This window comes from Lentzea sokolovensis (assembly GCF_033949975.1).
Taxonomy (GTDB): Bacteria; Actinomycetota; Actinomycetes; order Mycobacteriales; family Pseudonocardiaceae; genus Lentzea; species Lentzea sokolovensis.
Genome location: NZ_JAXAVU010000004.1, coordinates 1,092,657 through 1,109,247, shown reverse-complemented (window position 1 = coordinate 1,109,247; position 16,591 = coordinate 1,092,657). Strand labels below are relative to the sequence as shown.

General features: G+C 69.3%; 8 protein-coding genes. 5 read left to right on the top strand and 3 right to left on the bottom strand.

Going from position 1 to position 16,591, the window contains the following annotated elements:
• Positions 1 to 47 precede the first annotated feature (47 nt).
• On the bottom strand, positions 48 to 3,788 hold the full coding sequence (locus SK854_RS10320) for a glycoside hydrolase family 2 TIM barrel-domain containing protein (protein WP_319974792.1): 3,741 nt from the start codon (positions 3,786 to 3,788) through the stop codon (positions 48 to 50).
• Between the two features lie 188 nt (positions 3,789 to 3,976).
• On the opposite strand from SK854_RS10320, the gene SK854_RS10315 reads away from it, so the two are divergent.
• The 4 genes from SK854_RS10315 to SK854_RS10300 all read left to right on the top strand — a co-directional run bounded on the left by SK854_RS10315 (position 3,977) and on the right by SK854_RS10300 (position 10,859).
• Entirely contained in the window at positions 3,977 to 5,380 is a 1,404-nt protein-coding gene (locus tag SK854_RS10315; RefSeq protein ID WP_319974791.1) for a BNR repeat-containing protein, read from the top strand.
• A gap of 1 nt (position 5,381) precedes the next feature.
• Positions 5,382 to 8,219: a glycoside hydrolase gene (locus SK854_RS10310; protein ID WP_319974790.1), complete on the top strand. Its 2,838-nt coding sequence runs from the start codon at positions 5,382 to 5,384 to the stop codon at positions 8,217 to 8,219.
• A 126-nt stretch (positions 8,220 to 8,345) separates the two neighbouring features.
• Entirely contained in the window at positions 8,346 to 10,109 is a 1,764-nt protein-coding gene (locus SK854_RS10305; RefSeq protein ID WP_319974789.1) for a rhamnogalacturonan lyase, read from the top strand.
• Between the two features lie 462 nt (positions 10,110 to 10,571).
• Positions 10,572 to 10,859, top strand: a complete 288-nt coding sequence (locus tag SK854_RS10300) for a GNAT family N-acetyltransferase (RefSeq protein ID WP_319974788.1) — start codon at positions 10,572 to 10,574, stop codon at positions 10,857 to 10,859.
• A gap of 50 nt (positions 10,860 to 10,909) precedes the next feature.
• Here SK854_RS10300 and SK854_RS10295 read toward each other — a convergent pair whose 3' ends face one another.
• Complete coding sequence (locus SK854_RS10295) at positions 10,910 to 11,917, bottom strand: SGNH/GDSL hydrolase family protein (protein ID WP_319974787.1); 1,008 nt, start codon at positions 11,915 to 11,917, stop codon at positions 10,910 to 10,912.
• Positions 11,914 to 14,163 carry a rhamnogalacturonan lyase gene (locus SK854_RS10290; RefSeq protein WP_319974786.1) on the bottom strand — a complete coding sequence of 750 codons (2,250 nt, stop codon included), beginning with the start codon at positions 14,161 to 14,163 and terminating at the stop codon, positions 11,914 to 11,916. The genes SK854_RS10295 and SK854_RS10290 overlap by 4 nt, the downstream gene beginning before the upstream one ends.
• A 251-nt stretch (positions 14,164 to 14,414) precedes the next feature.
• Between SK854_RS10290 and SK854_RS10285 the strand changes: the two genes are divergently transcribed.
• On the top strand, positions 14,415 to 16,574 hold the full coding sequence (locus SK854_RS10285) for a glycosyl hydrolase family 95 catalytic domain-containing protein (RefSeq protein WP_319974785.1): 2,160 nt from the start codon (positions 14,415 to 14,417) through the stop codon (positions 16,572 to 16,574).
• Positions 16,575 to 16,591 lie beyond the last annotated feature (17 nt).

Sequence of the window (16,591 nt, the reverse complement as noted above, 5' to 3'; positions counted from 1 at the left end):
GTGAAAAAGGAGGTGGCCCCGGCGAACACCGGGGCCACCTCCTCCGGTCAGGCCCCCGCCGGAAGGCCCGACCAGGCTTCCTGCGACGTCAGCGGTCGCATCGTGATCGTGTACTCGTAGGTGCTGTCAGGACGGACCTGGCTGCGCTGCCGCACCGGGTTCGGCGTGTCACCGACACCGGTCACGGCATGATCGGCGTGCAGCGTGAAGTACCCCTTGTTGCGCTGCAACATGAACGGGTACGCGGCGCGCTCGATGTCGTCGTACTGCGTCACGCTGACCTCGCGCGCACCCGACACCAGCAGACCGGACGTGCGTCCGTCGGTGAGCAGCGCCCACCGTGTGTCGGTGTGGTTGCCGTGGTCCTGCGGACGGTGGTACTCGACGTACTGGTCGGCCACCGAGCTGGAGTGCACCCCGATCGGCGTGCCGTCCTTGCGGTCGACGTAGCTCTCCGCCTTCCTGCCGTACCAGGAGAACTCGGAGAAGCGGTCGGGCACGGACAGCTGGACACCGATGCGCGGCAGGTACGGCAGCGTCCGCATCGAACCCTGCGGCGTCACCCGGTGCCCGAGTCGCAGCACACCGGCCGAGTCCACCGAGTAGACCATCGTCTGGTCGAACCACGCCCCGCCGACGCCGGGTGCGGCGACCTTGCTGTCCACGATGATCCGGGTGGTCTTGTGCCCGTCCTTCTCCACCCGCACACCGGACACCGTGGTCTCCAGCCGGTCGAGGCCGGCCTTGCGCCAGTCCTCACCCTCGGCGCGGCCCCACGTGTAGGTCTCGTTGCTGATCGGCGCACGCCACGCGTCGAGCTTCGGACCGCTGGTGAGCAACTCCCGGCCCCACGACTTCATGGACGTCAGCGCACCGGACTTCTTGTCCACCGTGTAAGCAGCGCCTGCTGCCGTGGCGGTGACCTTCTGGGCGTCCTCGTGGGTGAACACGACGGCCCAGTCGAGCGGTGCCTTGTCCAGGCCGGGAACGCGGCTGCCGCCCAGCGAGAACTGGTCGTGGGCGAGGACGTGCCCGGCGGGCAGCAGCGGTGCCTTGGCCGACGTGACCGTCTCGACCGTCAGGAACCGTTCCCGATCCGCGTCGTTGACCGGCATCGGCAGCGAGATCGGCGCGGTCGAGGCGGCGGCGACGCGCAACGGCTGTTCGCCGCTCTTGACCACCCGTGAGCCTTCGGTGACCCGCCAGCGCAGGGTGAGGTCGTCGGTTCCGGTGAACTGCCGTTCGTTGGTCACCGACAGCACGCCGCCGGAGTAGCCGAACCGGATCGGCTGGTGTGCCCACGCCATCTGCGTGGTCTCCGGCTGCGGCTTGCGGTCCGTGCCGATCAGACCGTCCACACCGGACAGCGTCGACCCGTGCGCGAAGTGCGTGCCGCGTTCCCGCACGCTGTCGAAGTCGAGCGCCAGCACGGCGCCGCCGGCCGGGGCGGAGGAGACACCGAGTTCGGCGGCGGGCAACACCCGGTCGTAGACGCGCACGTCGTCCACCTCGCCGCGGGCCATCCAGCCGACGGTCGACGGGTCGTTCCACGACATCTCGAAGTCGCGGCCGATGTTCACGTCCGCCGCCGAGTAGTCGATCGCACCGGTGAACGGCAGGGTGCCCACTTCGGCGCCGTCGATGTACAGCCGCAGCGCGGTGCCATCGTACGTGCCGCTGACCCGGTGCCACTTGCCGTAGAAGTCGGCGGGCACCTTCGCCTGCACCGCGCGCCACGTGCCGCTGTGGATGAAGAACTCGAGCGTGGTCTCGTTCTTCATCTTGAGCGTCCACTGGTGGTCGCCCTTGGCGATGATGGGGAACTGGCCGGTCCACTTGCCGGGCTTGACCCACGCGTCCAGCGTCAGCGCGGTGCCGGTGATGTCGAGCTTGCGATCGCGGTAGACCTCGACGAAGTCGTCGAGCCCGGACAGCGACAACGCCTTGCCGCGGTGGCCGTCGACGAGCTTCGGTGCGCCCGACAACAACGCCGTGATGTCGTTGCCCGAACTGTCGGGTGCGATGCGGGTCTTCTGCTTGATGTTCTGCTCGGCCCAGTCCCAGATGAAGCCGCCCTGGGTCTGCGGGTTGGCCCGGATGATGTCCCAGAACTCGTGGAAGTTGCCCAGGCTGTTGCCCATCGCGTGGGCGTACTCGCCGAAGATCAACGGCTTGGTCGTGCTCTTCGCCTGCTCGGCGAACCGCTCCGGAGACGGGTAGCGCGGCCCCCACACGTCGGCGAACGGCGCGTCGCCGTCGGGGTTGTTGGACTGGTGGTAGATCGGCCGCGACGGGTCGTTGGCCTTGAGCCACTTCGCCATCTCGTAGTGGTGCGCGCCGAGCCCCGCCTCGTTGCCGCTGTCCCACAGGAAGACGCTCGGGTGGTTCTTGTCGCGCTCGACCATGCCGATCAGCCGGTCCAGGAAGGTGTCGCGCCACTCCGGCTGGTTCGCCTGGCACCACCGGGCGCAGTTCTCGTGGTTGTGGGTCTCGATGTCGACCTCGTCGTCGATCCAGATGCCGTGCTGGTCGGCGAGGTCGTAGAAGTACGGGTCGCTCGGGTAGTGCGAGGTGCGCACGGCGTTGACGTTGAGCTGCTCCATCAGCGCCACGTCGCGTTCCTGCGCCGCACGCGGGACGTGCCGGCCGTGGTCCGGGTCGGTCTCCGCGCGGTTGACGCCCTTGAACAGCACGCGCTTGCCGTTGACCAGCAACGTCCTGTCGCGAATCTCGATCTCGCGGAAACCGGTGGTGTCACTGGTGATGTGCGTGATCTTGCCGTCTGGCGCGGTGAGCGTCAGCACGACGGTGTAGAGGTTCGGCGTCTCGTCGGTCCACTTGGCCGGGTTGCGCACGGGCAACGTCAGGCGTGCGGTGTTGCTGTCGGTTTCCTGGCTCACCGCACCGACTTCGGCGCCGCGGGAGTCGCGCAGGCTGGCGGTGACGCGGTGCGTGCCGGTGGTGCCACCGGGTTTGTGGCCGAGTTCGACGTCCGCGGTGAGGGTCGCGTCGGTGTAGGTGGCGTCGAGGTCGGTCTTCAGGGTGACGTCCTGGATGAACGTGGCGGGCGTCGAGTACAGCGACACCGAGCGGAAGATGCCCGAGTACCGCCACTGGTCGTAGTCCTCCAGGTAGGACCCGGCGCTCCACCGGTGCACCTGGACGGCGATCTTGTTGCGGCCCGGTCGCAGCGCGGAGGAGATGTCGAACTCCGCCGGGGTGTAGCCACCCTGGTCGTAGCCGATGTACTTGCCGTTGACCCACACGAAGTAGCCGGACGTCACGCCTTCGAAGCGCACGAACGTGGCGCGCTTCGTCCAGTCGGCGGGCACCTCGAAGTCGCGGACGTACGCGCCGGTCGGGTTCACGTCGCGGGGAACGCGGGGCGGATCGTCCGGCTGCACCTCGGTGGCGATGTTGCGGAAGATCGGGTGGTCCAGGCCGTCGGTCTGCCAGGTGTGCGGCACGGTCACCGTGCGCCAGCCGGACGTGTCGTGGTCGTCGGCGTAGAACCGCGCCGGGACGTCGGCCGGCTTGTCCGCCACGGAGATCCGCCACTGGCCGTCCAGCGACCGCGTGAACGGAGTGCGCTCGTCGCGGCGCACGGCCGAGGCGACATCCGCCTGCGGGAGCAGCAGTGCGTGGTGCGGCTCCTGTCCTTCGGCGATCTTGCGCGGATCTTCGAGGTAGGTGTGCACGTCCGGAGGTGGATCGGCCGCGGAGGCGATCGGTGTCGTCGAACCCACCGCAACTAACAGCACCGTGGCAAGAACAATCGCGCGCCGCACGCTGAACCTCCATGTTCAGACAGAACTGAACACAAGTGAACAGTCGGGGCGGAAGGGCGACAAGGGGCCGCGAGGTCCGGGCCGTTCACAGGGCACCGGCTGTTATCGAACAGGTCGACGCTTGCGTTCGATTTTGTTCGACTTCACGCTCCGGGGAACAAGCCGAACCGCGACCAGCCGGGGGAACCGTGAAGAGGACAGTGCTGTGCTTGGTGACCGCGATGCTGCTGGCGTCGCCATGGCCTGCGGTCGGTGCGCCCGCGGCGGCGCCGGCGGTCAGCCTCGTGGGCGACACGCTGCTCGATCCTTCCGCGCTGTACTTCGTGTCCTACGACGGAGTGGTGAACAACAACTCGTTCCAGCAGGACGCGATCCTGACCTATCAGGGACGTCAGTACGCCACCTGGTACACGGCGACCCGCGAGGCCGTGGTCGCGCGGCGGACCGTGGGCGGTACGCGGTGGGAGACCGTGATCCTTCCGCACAAGCTCAGCGCCGACGACTCGCACAACGTGATCTCGCTCGGAATCTCCCCGCAGGACAACGCGATTCACGTCGCGCTGGACACGCACAACACGCGCTTGTTCTACTTCCGTTCCCTGCCAGGCCTCGCGACCGGTGCCCAGCAGTGGAACGCCGCCGCGTTCGGCTCGGTGCAGCGCACGCTCGGCGGCGTCGAGCTCGGTTCCATGACGTACCCGCAGTTCGTGGTGACTCCCGAGGGCAGGCTGCAGTTCAGCTACCGCACCGGTGGCTCCGGCAACGGCGTCAACGAGCTGGCGGAGTACTCCGGCGGCACGTGGCGCAAGCTCGGCGGCTGGTCGTCCGCCACCGGTTCGTACACCGGCCCGAACGGCGTGGTGTCCACCACCCGCAACATGTACCTGCACGGCCTGACCTATGACCGAAGTGGACGGTTGCACGCCGCTTTCACCTGGCGTGAAGGCAATGCCGGTGTGCTGTGCAACCCAGGCGGCCTGACCAACCACGACACCGGCTACGTCTACAGCGACGACCGCGGCCGCACGTGGCGCAACGGTGCGGGAACCGTGGTGGGCACCACCGGTGGCACACCCGTGCACGTCAACTCGCCGGGCCTGGTGGCCGATCCGCTCGACCCGAACCACGGCCTGATGAACCAGGAGAGTCAGGCCGTGGACGCCCAGGGCCGGCCGCACGTGGTGATCAGCTACGTCCCCGGCCGGTTCACCCAGTGCGTGTCGAACTACGCGCAGCAGCGCACGCAGTACGGCCGCACCTTCCACGTCTTCCGCGGAGCGGACGGCAGGTGGACCAAGATGGAGGTGCCGATCCCGCCGAACCACACGCAGCGCACGAAGATCGTGTTCGACCGGGACGACAACGCGTACCTCGTGCTGCCTCGCGGGAAGATCGTGGCGGCGAGCAAGGCCAGCGGCTGGACGGACTGGACGACGTTGTTCGACCGCCCGTCGCTGCAGGCGTTCGGAGAGGTGAACGTGGACGCGTCGCGCGTCGCGTCCCAGGGAATCCTTTCGGTGCAGTACCAGCAGAACTCCAGCGGCACCACGCCGTCGCCGATCCGCGTCGCCGACTTCCGGCTGGGGGCCTGACGTGGCGAGGCTTTTGCTGGCCCTCACCCTCGTCGCCGCCGGCCTTGCCACGCCGGCTGCCGCGGACCCGTTGCCGCAGAACGGGGTCACCGTCCGCATCGACCCGTCGTACCAGCAACCGGAGTTCGAGGGCTGGGGCACCAGCCTGGTGTGGTTCGCGAACGTCACCGGCGGCTATCCGGAGCCGATCCGCCGCAAGCTCGTCGACCTGCTGTTCGGTGAGGACGGACTGCGGCTGAACATCGCGCGGTACAACATCGGTGGCGGCAACGCGCCCGACGTCCGCGAGGACTACATGAAGAAGGGCGCGACGATGGAGGGCTTCTGGAAAGCCCCTCCCGGCACCACGCGCGAGGACGTGGACTGGTGGCAGCCGGACAACCCCGACCACTGGGACTTCTCCGCGGACGCCAACCAGCGTTGGTGGGTCGACCAGGTCAAGCGCAAGGTCACGAAGTGGGAGGCGTTCAGCAACTCGCCGCCGTGGTTCCAGACCGTCAGCGGCTACGTCTCCGGCGGGTTCGACGCGAACACCGACCAGATCCGCCGCGACCGCGTCGAGGACTTCGCCACGTACCTGGCGCGCGTGACCCAGGAGATCGAACGCGCGCACGGCATCAAGTTCGACACGCTCGCCCCGTTGAACGAGCCCAACACGAACTACTGGGGCACGCAGATCGGCCCTGACGGCCAGCCGACCGGCGGACGTCAGGAGGGCGCGCACGCCGGACCCGAGTTGCAGCAGGAGGTTCTGCTCGCCACGCGCCGCGCGCTCGACGAGCTGCGGTCGCGGGTGAAGGTGTCCGCGATGGACGAGACGAACCCGGGCACGTTCGTGCGCAACTGGAACGGCTACGGTCCGGCGCGGGACGTGGTCGACCAGCTCAACGTGCACACCTACGGCACGGGCCAGCGCACCAGCGTCCGCGACATCGCCAAGGGCGCCGGTGAGAAGCTCTGGATGAGCGAGGTCGAGGGAACCTGGGGCAACGGCACCACCGACTACACGAGCATGGAACCCGGCCTGGGCATGGCGACCAGAATGCTTGAGGACATCCGCGAGCTCGAACCGTCCGCCTGGGTGTTCTGGCAGCCGATCGAGGACACGGCTCCGCAGACGGCCGCTGGGAAGAACTGGGGCAGCGTCCACATCCCGTTCGACTGCAAGGCGAACGACACACTGGGGACCTGTCCTGTCAGGACCAACACCAAGTTCCACACCATCCGCAACTTCACCCACTTCGTCCGGCCGGGCGACCGGTTCGTCAAGACCGACGACCCGTCGAGCGTCGCCGCGGTGAAGCGGTTCGGTCTGGACGCGACGGTCGTCCACGTCAACAGCGGCACCACCGATCGCGCGGTGACGCTGGACCTGTCCCGGTTCGGGGTCGTCTCGCCGCTGGCCAAGGTGACGCCCGTGGTCACCGACGCGTCCGGTGCCCTCGTGCGCGGCAAACCGGTGCGGGTGGCGGGGAAGTCGGCGACGCTCACGGTGCCGGCGAAGTCGGTCACCACGTTCCTCGTCGACGGCGTGGCGGGGGTGTCCGGCGACGCCGCGCTCGTCCAGCCCGATCACGTGTACCGGATCGCCACGGGCGGGAAGTCCTTGCAGCCGTCCGACGACTGGGCGAAAGCGGTCCTGCGGACCACCGACCCCGCGAGTGCGCGACAGCTGTGGGCGGTGCGGAAACTGGGGCTCGGCAACGGAAAACGCGAGCGGTACGAGATCGTCAGCGCCGTGACCGGAACCCGGCTGGCCGCATCCGGTGACGCCGTCGTGCTCCAGTCGGCAGGTGACACAGCGGCTCAGTGGATCATGTCGACGACCGGGGACGGCGGCTGGACGTTCGTCAACGCCGCCACCGGCACGCTGATCGACGCGACCGGGGAGACCGTGTCGGCCAGGACCCCGACCTCCGGCGCGAGCCAGCGCTGGACACCGGTCGACGAGACCGTGCAACGGGTTCAGGACGCCGCCGTGTTCACGGTTCCGAAGCTTCGGCCCGTGCTGCCGCAGACCGTGACACCGGTGTACCCGGACGGCGCGCGCGGAGCTCTTCCCGTGGTCTGGAACCTCCCGCCGGACTGGCAGTGGCAGCACCCTGGAACCGTGCGCGTTCATGGCACGGCGACGGACGTGCTCGGGCGGAAGTTGCCCGCACAGGCCGTGGTCACCGTCGACACGATCGCCTCGACCCTGCCCGCTCGCGCGAAGACCTACGTCGGCGGGCGGCCCGAGTTGCCGGCCACCGTCACGGGTGTGGGCAAACGGGGCGGCAAGGCCGAACTCCCCGTGGTGTGGGACACCGCGGTGTTCGACCACGTGGGGACGGTGACGGTGACCGGTCGTGCCCAGGTCGTCGACGGCAGCACGGTGGCCGCCACAGCCGTGGTGCAGGTGACCGAGCCCGTCGAGGTCAACGCGGCGCTCGACGCGGCTGTCGCAGCGACCTACACCGAGTCCGGCTACTCCGCGGACCGGCTGCGCAACGGCGTCACGGAGGAAAAGGCGTGGTCGAACTGGAGGTCCGGCGCCAAGAACCCGTCCGACACGATCACCTTCACCCTGCCCGGAACCCGTGATCTCACGCGGGTGGCCGTGCACTCCCACCGCGACGGCGAGGGTGGCATCGCCCAGAGTCTCAAGGTCCAGGTGCGCACGGTCGACGGCGCGTGGGTCGACGCGAGCGGTGACGTCGAAGTCAACGCACTGCGGACAGAGGTCGTGCTGAACCCCTCGCCCCCGGCGACCGCCGTCCGAGTCGTCCTCACCGCGCGTCCGTCCGGATATCTCACCCTCGGCGAGATCGAGGTGCTGGCGAAAGCACCTGCTTTGTGAGTGGTGTCGAATCCGGGTCGAAGAATTGCCCTCCGCGCATTCGAGTTGTTCGACGCTACTGTTTCTCGTGTGAAACGTTTCAATTTTGCGAGGGACAATTGTTCGGTGTCAGGAGGGTGATCGACGATGAGAAGGACAACGATGTCGGCACTGCTCGCGGCGATGCTCGTCGCGGGCGGTGTTCCCGCGGTCGCGGCTGAACCGGCGGGTGCCGCCGAACGCGGGCTGGTCAGCATTCGGTCGGTGCGCGGCGACGGCAACTTCGTGTCGTGGCGGCTGCTCGGTGGTGACGCCGCCGATGTGGCGTTCAACGTCTACCGCGACGGGGTGAAGGTCAACCGCGCGCCGGTGACGACGGCGACGAGCTATCTCGACGCGGGTGCGCCCGCGACCGCGTCCTACTCGGTGCGCCAGGTGAGCGGAGGCGTGGAATCGGCGGCGGCCACGCGTTCCGTCGGCACCCTGGAGACGAGCAGGGACGTCCCGATCCAGAGTCCGGGATCCGGTTACGTGGCGAACGACGCGTCGGTCGGCGACCTGGACGGCGACGGCGAGTACGAGATCGTCCTGAAGTGGGATCCCGCCGACGCCAAGGACAACTCGCAGGCAGGCCGCACGGGCAACGTGTACCTGGACGCGTACGAGCTCAGCGGCACCCGGTTGTGGCGCGTCGACCTCGGCCGCAACATCCGGGCGGGCGCGCACTACACGCAGTTCCAGGTCTTCGACTACGACGGCGACGGCAGGGCCGAGATCGCCGTGAAGACCGCGGACGGCACGCGGTCGGGCACCGGGCAGGTGATCGGCAACGCGAACGCCGACCACCGCAACAGCGACGGTTACATCCTGACCGGACCGGAGTTCCTCTCGGTGTTCCGCGGCACGGACGGCGCGGTGCTCGACACCGAGAACTACGTGCCACCACGCGGAACCGTCTCGTCGTGGGGTGACAACTACGGCAACCGGGTCGACCGCTTCCTGGCCGCCACCGCGTACCTGGACGGCTCGCGGCCGAGCATCGTGATGGCCCGCGGGTACTACACCCGCAGCGTGATCTCGGCGTGGGACTTCCGGAACGGGCAGCTGACCCAGCGCTGGACGTTCGACTCGGCGTCCCAGTCGAACCGCTCGGCCTGGGAGGGCAAGGGCAACCACAACCTCTCGATCGCCGACGTGGACGCCGACGGCCGCGACGAGGTCGTCTACGGCTCCATGGCCATCGACGACAACGGCCGCGGCCTGTGGCAGAACAGCACCCACCACGGCGACGCCCTGCACGTCGGCGACTTCATCCCGGGAAGGCCGGGACTGGAGGTCTTCAAGCCGTCGGAGTGGACCACCGAGGTCACGCACTGGATGGGCGACGCGCGCACCGGTCAGATCATCTGGAGCGCGCCGTCGTGCGGCTGCGACAACGGCCGTGCGGTCGCCGCGGACATCTGGGCCGGCAACCCCGGCGCGGAGGCGTGGTCGGCGTCCGTGGGAGGGCTGCGCAGCGCCGCCACGGGAGCCCAGGTCGCGGCGCGCAAGCCGGGGTCGATCAACTTCGTGATCTGGTGGGACGGTGACGCGCAGCGCGAGCTGCTCAACGGCACCACGATCGACAAGTACGGCCCCAACGGCGACACGCGGCTGCTCACCGGTTCGGGCGTGGCCTCCAACAACGGCACCAAGTCCACGCCGGCGTTGCAGGCGGACATCCTCGGCGACTGGCGCGAGGAGGTCATCTGGCGGACCTCGGACAGCCGGGCGTTGCGGATCTACTCGACCACCGAGCCGACGACGATCCGGCGGGCCTCGCTGATGGAGGACCGGCAGTACCGGGAGGCGGTGGCGTGGCAGAACACGGCCTACAACCAGCCGCCGCACCCGAGTTTCACCTCACCCTGAATTGACTGAATGCCGAATTCGCGGACGGGGATCGCCCGTCCGCGAATTCGGCATTTCGGACTGGTTCGTGAATTGCGCTTGGCGGAGTGGCGGCGCGAAGGAGCCCCGATGCAGCTGCATTCGGGGGACGTCGGGTTCTACTGGCAGTTCGGCCCGGAGGTGACCGCCGCGGCGTTGCGAACGCGGCGTCCTGCCGGCGGACAAGGCCCACGTCGAAGCGCTCTGGGAGGGCCGATTCCGGGAAGTGCTGCAAGAGGACGGCTGGGAACCGGATGAGCCGTGGATCCCGATGGTGCGCGACCTGAGCGCGCCCGTGGCGGACAGCGGCGTGCGGATCGAGGTGGTCGGCCCCGAACGGGTCGAGGACCGGGTCGCGGTGCACCGCGGGGCGTTCGCCGGATCGAAGTTCAGCGCGGAGCGGTGGCGGGCCATGGCCGCCGGGACGCCGTACGCCGATGCCCGATGCCTGGTCGGGTACGACGACCGGGCGATGCGGTCGCGGCCACGACCGTCTGGTCGGCGGGCCCCGGGAAACCCGGTCTGCTCGAACCTCTCGGCGTGCACCGCGATCATCAGGGACACGGCTACGGCAGGGCGATCGCGCTCGCCGCCGCGGCGGCCCTGCAGGACATGGGTGCGTCCAGCGCGACCGTGTGTGCCGAAGGCGCCAACACCGGGGCCGTTGCCACCTACCGCGCTGCCGGATTCCAGGCCCGGCCCGAGGTGCGGGACCTGCGCCGGATCGGCTAGTGCTCCAGTCGAGGGTTCGGGGTGTGAAACCCCGAACCCTCACCGCACCACTAGATCCTGGCCGCCACGATCGGTGCCAGCCTGTCGGCGATCTTGCGGTGGCCCTGGTCGTTCGGGTGCACGTTGTCCGACGTGTCGGTGGCCTCGTCGATCCAGCCCAGCGTGTCGACGAAGTGCACGTTGCGGTCGCCGCCGTCGGTGAGCGTCTTCACCGCCGCCTGGGTCTCCGGGACGTACCGCTTGCGGAACGTGGCGAGAGCGAAGATCGCCGCCGTCGGGTACTTCTCCCGCGCACGCCGCAGAAGCGTGACGTAGGAGGCGCGGAACTCGTCCTTGGTGACGCTGTGGCCGACGTCGTTCGTGCCGAGGTTGATCACGACGGCGTTCGCCTTGTAGCGGCCGAAGTTCCACGCGGGCGCGGTCAGTGCCAGGCCGGTGCGCAGGAAGCCCTCGCGCATGCTCAGACAGCCGTCCGCCGCCGGGTGCAGGCACGCGCCGCCCACCGCGATCTGCGTGTGGCCTGCCTTGAGCTTCTCGCCGGTCAGCCAGCCGTACGCGGTGAGCGCCTGCTTCGACGACAGCTGGCCGACGGTGATCGAGTCACCGACGAACTCGATGATCTTCGACGGCGCGGTGGGCGCGAACGTGCGCGCGCCGGTGTCGATCTCGATGCCCTGGTACACCGCGTCGCCCTTGTAGGAGCCCGCGATCGGGCGGTAGGAGACGCGGAGGGTGTGGTTGCCCGCGGCCAGTGGCGCCGGGGTGAGGTCCACCGTGCCGGTCCGGTTCACGTAGGACACGTCAGGACCGCCGTCGATGCTCACGAACAAGTCGATCGCGCGGCGCTGCTTGAGCTTCACCGTCCGGCCGGTGAAGCCGACGACGAGGTAGGCGCCGGCCCACTCGGAGACGTAGGCGCTCGACGAACTCGTGTTCCAGCGGCCGAAGTACCTGACGTTCGGGTCGGTGGGCGAGCTCGTGGTGGCGGCGGACGCCGCCGGGGCCACGACGGCGGTGCTCATGAGCACCGCTGCCGTGACGAGAAGTCGTGTGATCATGATCCGGCCAATCGGTGCGAGGGCAGGGGAACGCGCGACCAGTCGACGTCCGAGGCGAAGTAGAAGCTCGGATAGGACGGCTGGTTGTAGGTGGTCTGCTGGCGGGCGACCTCGACGCGGTACTGGCGGTCGTGCATGAGCGTGTACATCTTGTGGTTCGTCGGTTCGGTGCTGAGGTAGAAGCGCAGGGCCGTGCTGTCCTGCGTGCGCACGACCAGTTCCTCGCGCCAGTCGCCGAGCACGTCGGCCACGAGCGACGGGTTTCCCTTGGTGCCGTTGTTGGTGCGCGTCCCGGTGGCGGTGAGCAGCGTGCCGCGCCGCCAGTCGTCGATGGACGGCGTGACGTCCTGGGCGCCGTTCACGATCTGGGTGGTCAGGTCGCCGGCCCAGCGGATGCTCATGTTCGTTCCAGGAGAACGGTTCTCGAGCCGGCGGCCGTCCGCGCTCCAGGTGCCCGCGGAGTCCGATCCGTTCGGCATGGACGACCAGGTTTCGAGGCCGGGCACGTCCGGGCGGACGTCGCCGATCATGCCGCGGCCGGTGTCCATTCCGGAGTAGGCGCCGTAGATCGTCGCGCCGGTGCGGGCGTCGCGCAGCGCGTAGCCGTACGGGGCGGAGCGGGCGCCCTCGTGGACCATGTAGATCTCAAGCCCGGCACGGTTCGGGTCGATGTCGGTGACGTGCAGGGCGTCTCCGTGCCCGACCCGTGCCTCGGCTCCCGGTTCCACACTGCCCGGCGGCAGCACGCCGACCGAGCTATACAGCAACGAGCCGTTGTCGTCGAGCGTCGCGCCGCCGTAGATGATCTCCTGTTTGCCGTCGCCGTCCACGTCGGCGACGCTCAAGGAGTGCGAGCCCTGCGTCGTGAGCTTGGCGTGACTGGGGTTCGTGCCGTCGCGGCCGTGCGGGGTGTCGCGGAACGGGTTCGTCATCGGCACCCAGCCGCTGTCGACGAGCCAGCGCTTCTTGAGCCGCCGTCCGTCCCAGTCGTAGGTCGCTACCGTGGAACGGGTGTAGTAGCCGCGGGCGAAGATCGCGGACGGGCGCCTGCCGTCCAGGTAGGCGACTCCGGACAGGAACCGGTCGACGCGGTTGCCCGGTTCGATGCGGGACATCGCGTAGTCGCCCCACATCAGGCCGTCGTCGGTGCGGCCGGGTTCGTAGCGGACGGTCTGCAGCTCACGTCCCGTGGCGCCGTCGAAGACTGTCAGGTACTCCGGGCCGTCGACGATGAAACCGGCGAACTGGCGCAGTTTGTTGTTGGCGCTGCGGGACGGCGCATACACGTCGACGAAGTGGTCGGCCAGCGCGGCAGCGTCCTCTGTGGACAGCGGGTAGGCGTACCGCGGCTCGATGCCGAACGCCTGTTCCAGCGTCGCGGGCCACCTACCGGAGATCACCTCGGGATGGGAGTCCCAGCCGCGGAACACGCCGATGAGGTGGTCGCGGTATCCCTCCGGGCTGAGCCGGTAGTCGTCGGTGTTCCGGTACCCGGCACGCACGTCCTCGCGCGGCATCGTGATGAACCGCTCGCGGCCGTCACGAGTGCCCGGCGCGGTCTTCGTCATCAGCTCCGCGCGGCCGTCGCCGTCGAAGTCGTAGACCAGGAACTGGGTGTAGTGCGCGCCCGCCCGGATGTTCACGCCGAGGTCGATCCGGTGCAGCAGCGTGCCGTCGAGGCGGTACGTGTCGAGGTACACCGGCCCGGTGTAGCCGACCTGCGAGACGTCCTTGGAGTTGCTGGGATCCCACTTGACGACGTACTCGTACTGGCCGTCGCCGTCCACGTCGCCGACGCTCACATCGTTGGCGGAGTAGGTGTAGTGCTCACCGGCCGGTGTCACGCCGTCCGCGGGCTTGCGCAGCGGCAGGTCGTGGTGGGACGCCGCCCACGCCGTCACGGACCTGCTGCGCCCCAGCGGGACACCGCGTCGCACGGGAGCGACCTGGTACCGCGCGCCAGGTGCCGCGCCGGTGTCGACGTACGTGGTGCTGTCGGTGACGGTCGCGATGCGCTTCCCGTCCCGGTAGACCGCGAAGTCGGGCCCCGAGAGGCCGGTGGCGGTCGCGCCGGTGGCCTCCTTGCCGAGCAGGCGCCAGCTCAGGTGCACGCCGCCCGCGACGGAGGCCGCGACGAGCCCGCGGTCGAGGTGCTCACCGGGTGAGGCGTGCGCGGCAGCGGGCAGTTGCCCTGCCAGGACGGCTGTGATCACGAACGGCAGCAGAACCCCTCGTCGCAGATCCACGACGGCTACGATGAACCGTTTCAACTCTTGAGGCAAGAGGCTGGATGCGTTGCGGCATAATGTGGAAAGCGTTTTCCGCGGCTCGCTGTCGAATCGAGCGTGCCGTTCGACGGGAGAGGCGTCGAACGAGTCGAATCGAGGTCGCCGCTTCCGTCAACCGTCAATGTGAGCGTTCACGCGGCCAGTCGTGAACAGAAGACGCGCCCGGTCCGTAATGTCATCGAAACGCTTCAACACTCGGAGGTGCCGCGGTGACCCGCCTGTGGTTCGAGGCCCCTGCGAGGGCGTGGGAGGAAGCGTTGCCGCTGGGCACCGGCAGGCTCGGTGCGATGTGCTTCGGCGGTATCGGCACCGAGCTGGTGCAGCTCAACGACGACCGGCTGTGGACGGGGTCGCCGCTGCCGGCGCCGTCCGGTGATCCGGAACTGGTGGAGCAGGCCCGTTCGCACGTGCTGTCCGGCTCGCCTCGTGCGGCGGAAGAGGTGTTGCGCCGCCTGCAGGGCCCCGACACCGCGAAGTACCTGCCGCTGGCCGACGTCCTGCTCGGCGGTGGACCCGAGCAGGCTGAGGCCTACCGCCGTGAGCTCGACCTGCGCACCGGCACGTACTCGGTCTCCTACCGGACCGGGGAGACGGTGGTGCGGCGGGAGGCCGTGTGTCATGCGGGCCTGCACGTACTGGCGTTGCGGGTGACCGGTACCGCTGTCAGTCCGGTGCTGCGCGGGTCGTTGCCCGGCGAGCACTTCACCTCGTCCGGCGGGATCGTGGGGGTGCGGGGCGTGGTGCCGGGCGGAATGGCCTGGGCGGCGGTCGTGGCGGTGGACGGCGACACGGTCTACGTCGCCACCGAGACCGGCTACCGCGGGCCTGGTGCCGCGCCGGTGGACGATCCCGCCGAATGCTCCCGCGTGGCGCTCGACCGGGTCGAACGGGCACGTGGGCTGGGCTGGGCGACGTTCCGCGACCAGGCCGTCCAGACCCACCAGGCGTTGTTCGACCGGGTGAGCCTCCAGCTGGGCCCGGTGCCGGACGCGCCGACGGACGAACGGATCGCGCGGCCAGACCGGGCGTTGCCGGCGTTGCTGTTCCAGTACGGCCGCTACCTGCTGATCACCAGTTCCCGGCCGGGCACGCTGCCCGCGAACCTGCAGGGCATCTGGAACCCGCACACCGACCCGCCGTGGCGCGGCAACTACACGCTCAACATCAACCTGCAGATGAACTACTGGCCGGCCGAGGTCACCGCGTTGCCCGAGTGCCACGAGCCGCTGCTCGAGTTCGTCGAGCAGCTGTCCGGACCCGGTGCGGAGACGGCGAAGGCGCTCTACGGCGCGCCGGGCTGGGTGGCGCACCACAACAGCGACCCGTGGTGCCTCACCACCCCGGTCGGCGACGGCGGTGGCGACCCGGCGTGGGCGAACTGGCCGATGGCCGCGGCGTGGCTGTGCCGGCACCTCCTGGACCACTACGCCTTCACCGGTGACGTCGACTGGCTGCGTGACCGCGCGTGGCCGGTGCTGCGCGGCGCGGCCGAGTTCTGCCTGCACTGGCTGGTCCCGCGCGACGGCGTGCTCACGACGGCGCCGTCGACGTCACCTGAGAACCACTACCTGGCCGCGGGAGAGCCGGTCGCGGCCGGCGTCGGGTCCACCATGGACCTGGCGTTGACAGCGGACCTGTTCGCCGGTCTGGCCGAGGTCGCGAAGGTGCTGGGGCTGCGCGACGACGTGGTCGACGAGGTGCGGAGGATCGAGTTGCCGCCACCGCCGATCGGATCGCACGGCGGGCTGCTGGAGTGGGCCGACGAGGTGCCCGACGCGGAGCCGGACCATCGGCACGTGTCGCACCTGTACGGCCTGTACCCCGGTGATCAGATCGATCCCGTGCGCACCCCGGAACTGGCCGAGGCCGCCCGGCGTGCGCTGGTAGCCAGGGGAGACGCGGGCACGGGCTGGTCGCTGGCCTGGAAAGCCGCGCTGTGGGCACGGCTCGGTGACGGCGACCGCGCGCACACGTTGCTCTCGATGTTGCTGACGGAGGCCACGGACGGCAGCCCGCACGGGGGAGGCGTGTACCGCAACCTGCTGTGCGCACACCCTCCGTTCCAGATCGACGGCAACTTCGGCGCCACCGCCGCGATCGCGGAAATGCTGCTGCAGAGCCACACCGGTGAGCTGCGCCTGCTGCCCGCACTGCCCTCGGCGTGGCCGACCGGGGTGGTGCGCGGACTGCGGGCGCGGGGCGGCGTGGTGGTCGACCTGTGGTGGGACGGAGGGGAGTTGAAGGCCGTCGCGCTGCGCACTCTCCAGGGTGCGAAGGCAGTTGTCGTGACGTGCCAGGGACATGCGGCGGAAGTGACGATCCGGCCGGACGTTCAGCTGATGCTCGGCGAGAAGCTCGTCCCGCGGTGACGGACGTCCGCGCCCAG

Excerpts from the sequence above, each read along its gene's own strand:
- SK854_RS10300 (WP_319974788.1), top strand. The coding sequence starts at position 10,572 with ATGCCTGGTCGGGTACGACGACCGGGCGATGCGGTCGCGGCCACGACC.
- SK854_RS10295 (WP_319974787.1), bottom strand. The coding sequence starts at position 11,917 with ATGATCACACGACTTCTCGTCACGGCAGCGGTGCTCATGAGCACCGCC.
- SK854_RS10305 (WP_319974789.1), top strand. The coding sequence starts at position 8,346 with ATGAGAAGGACAACGATGTCGGCACTGCTCGCGGCGATGCTCGTCGCG.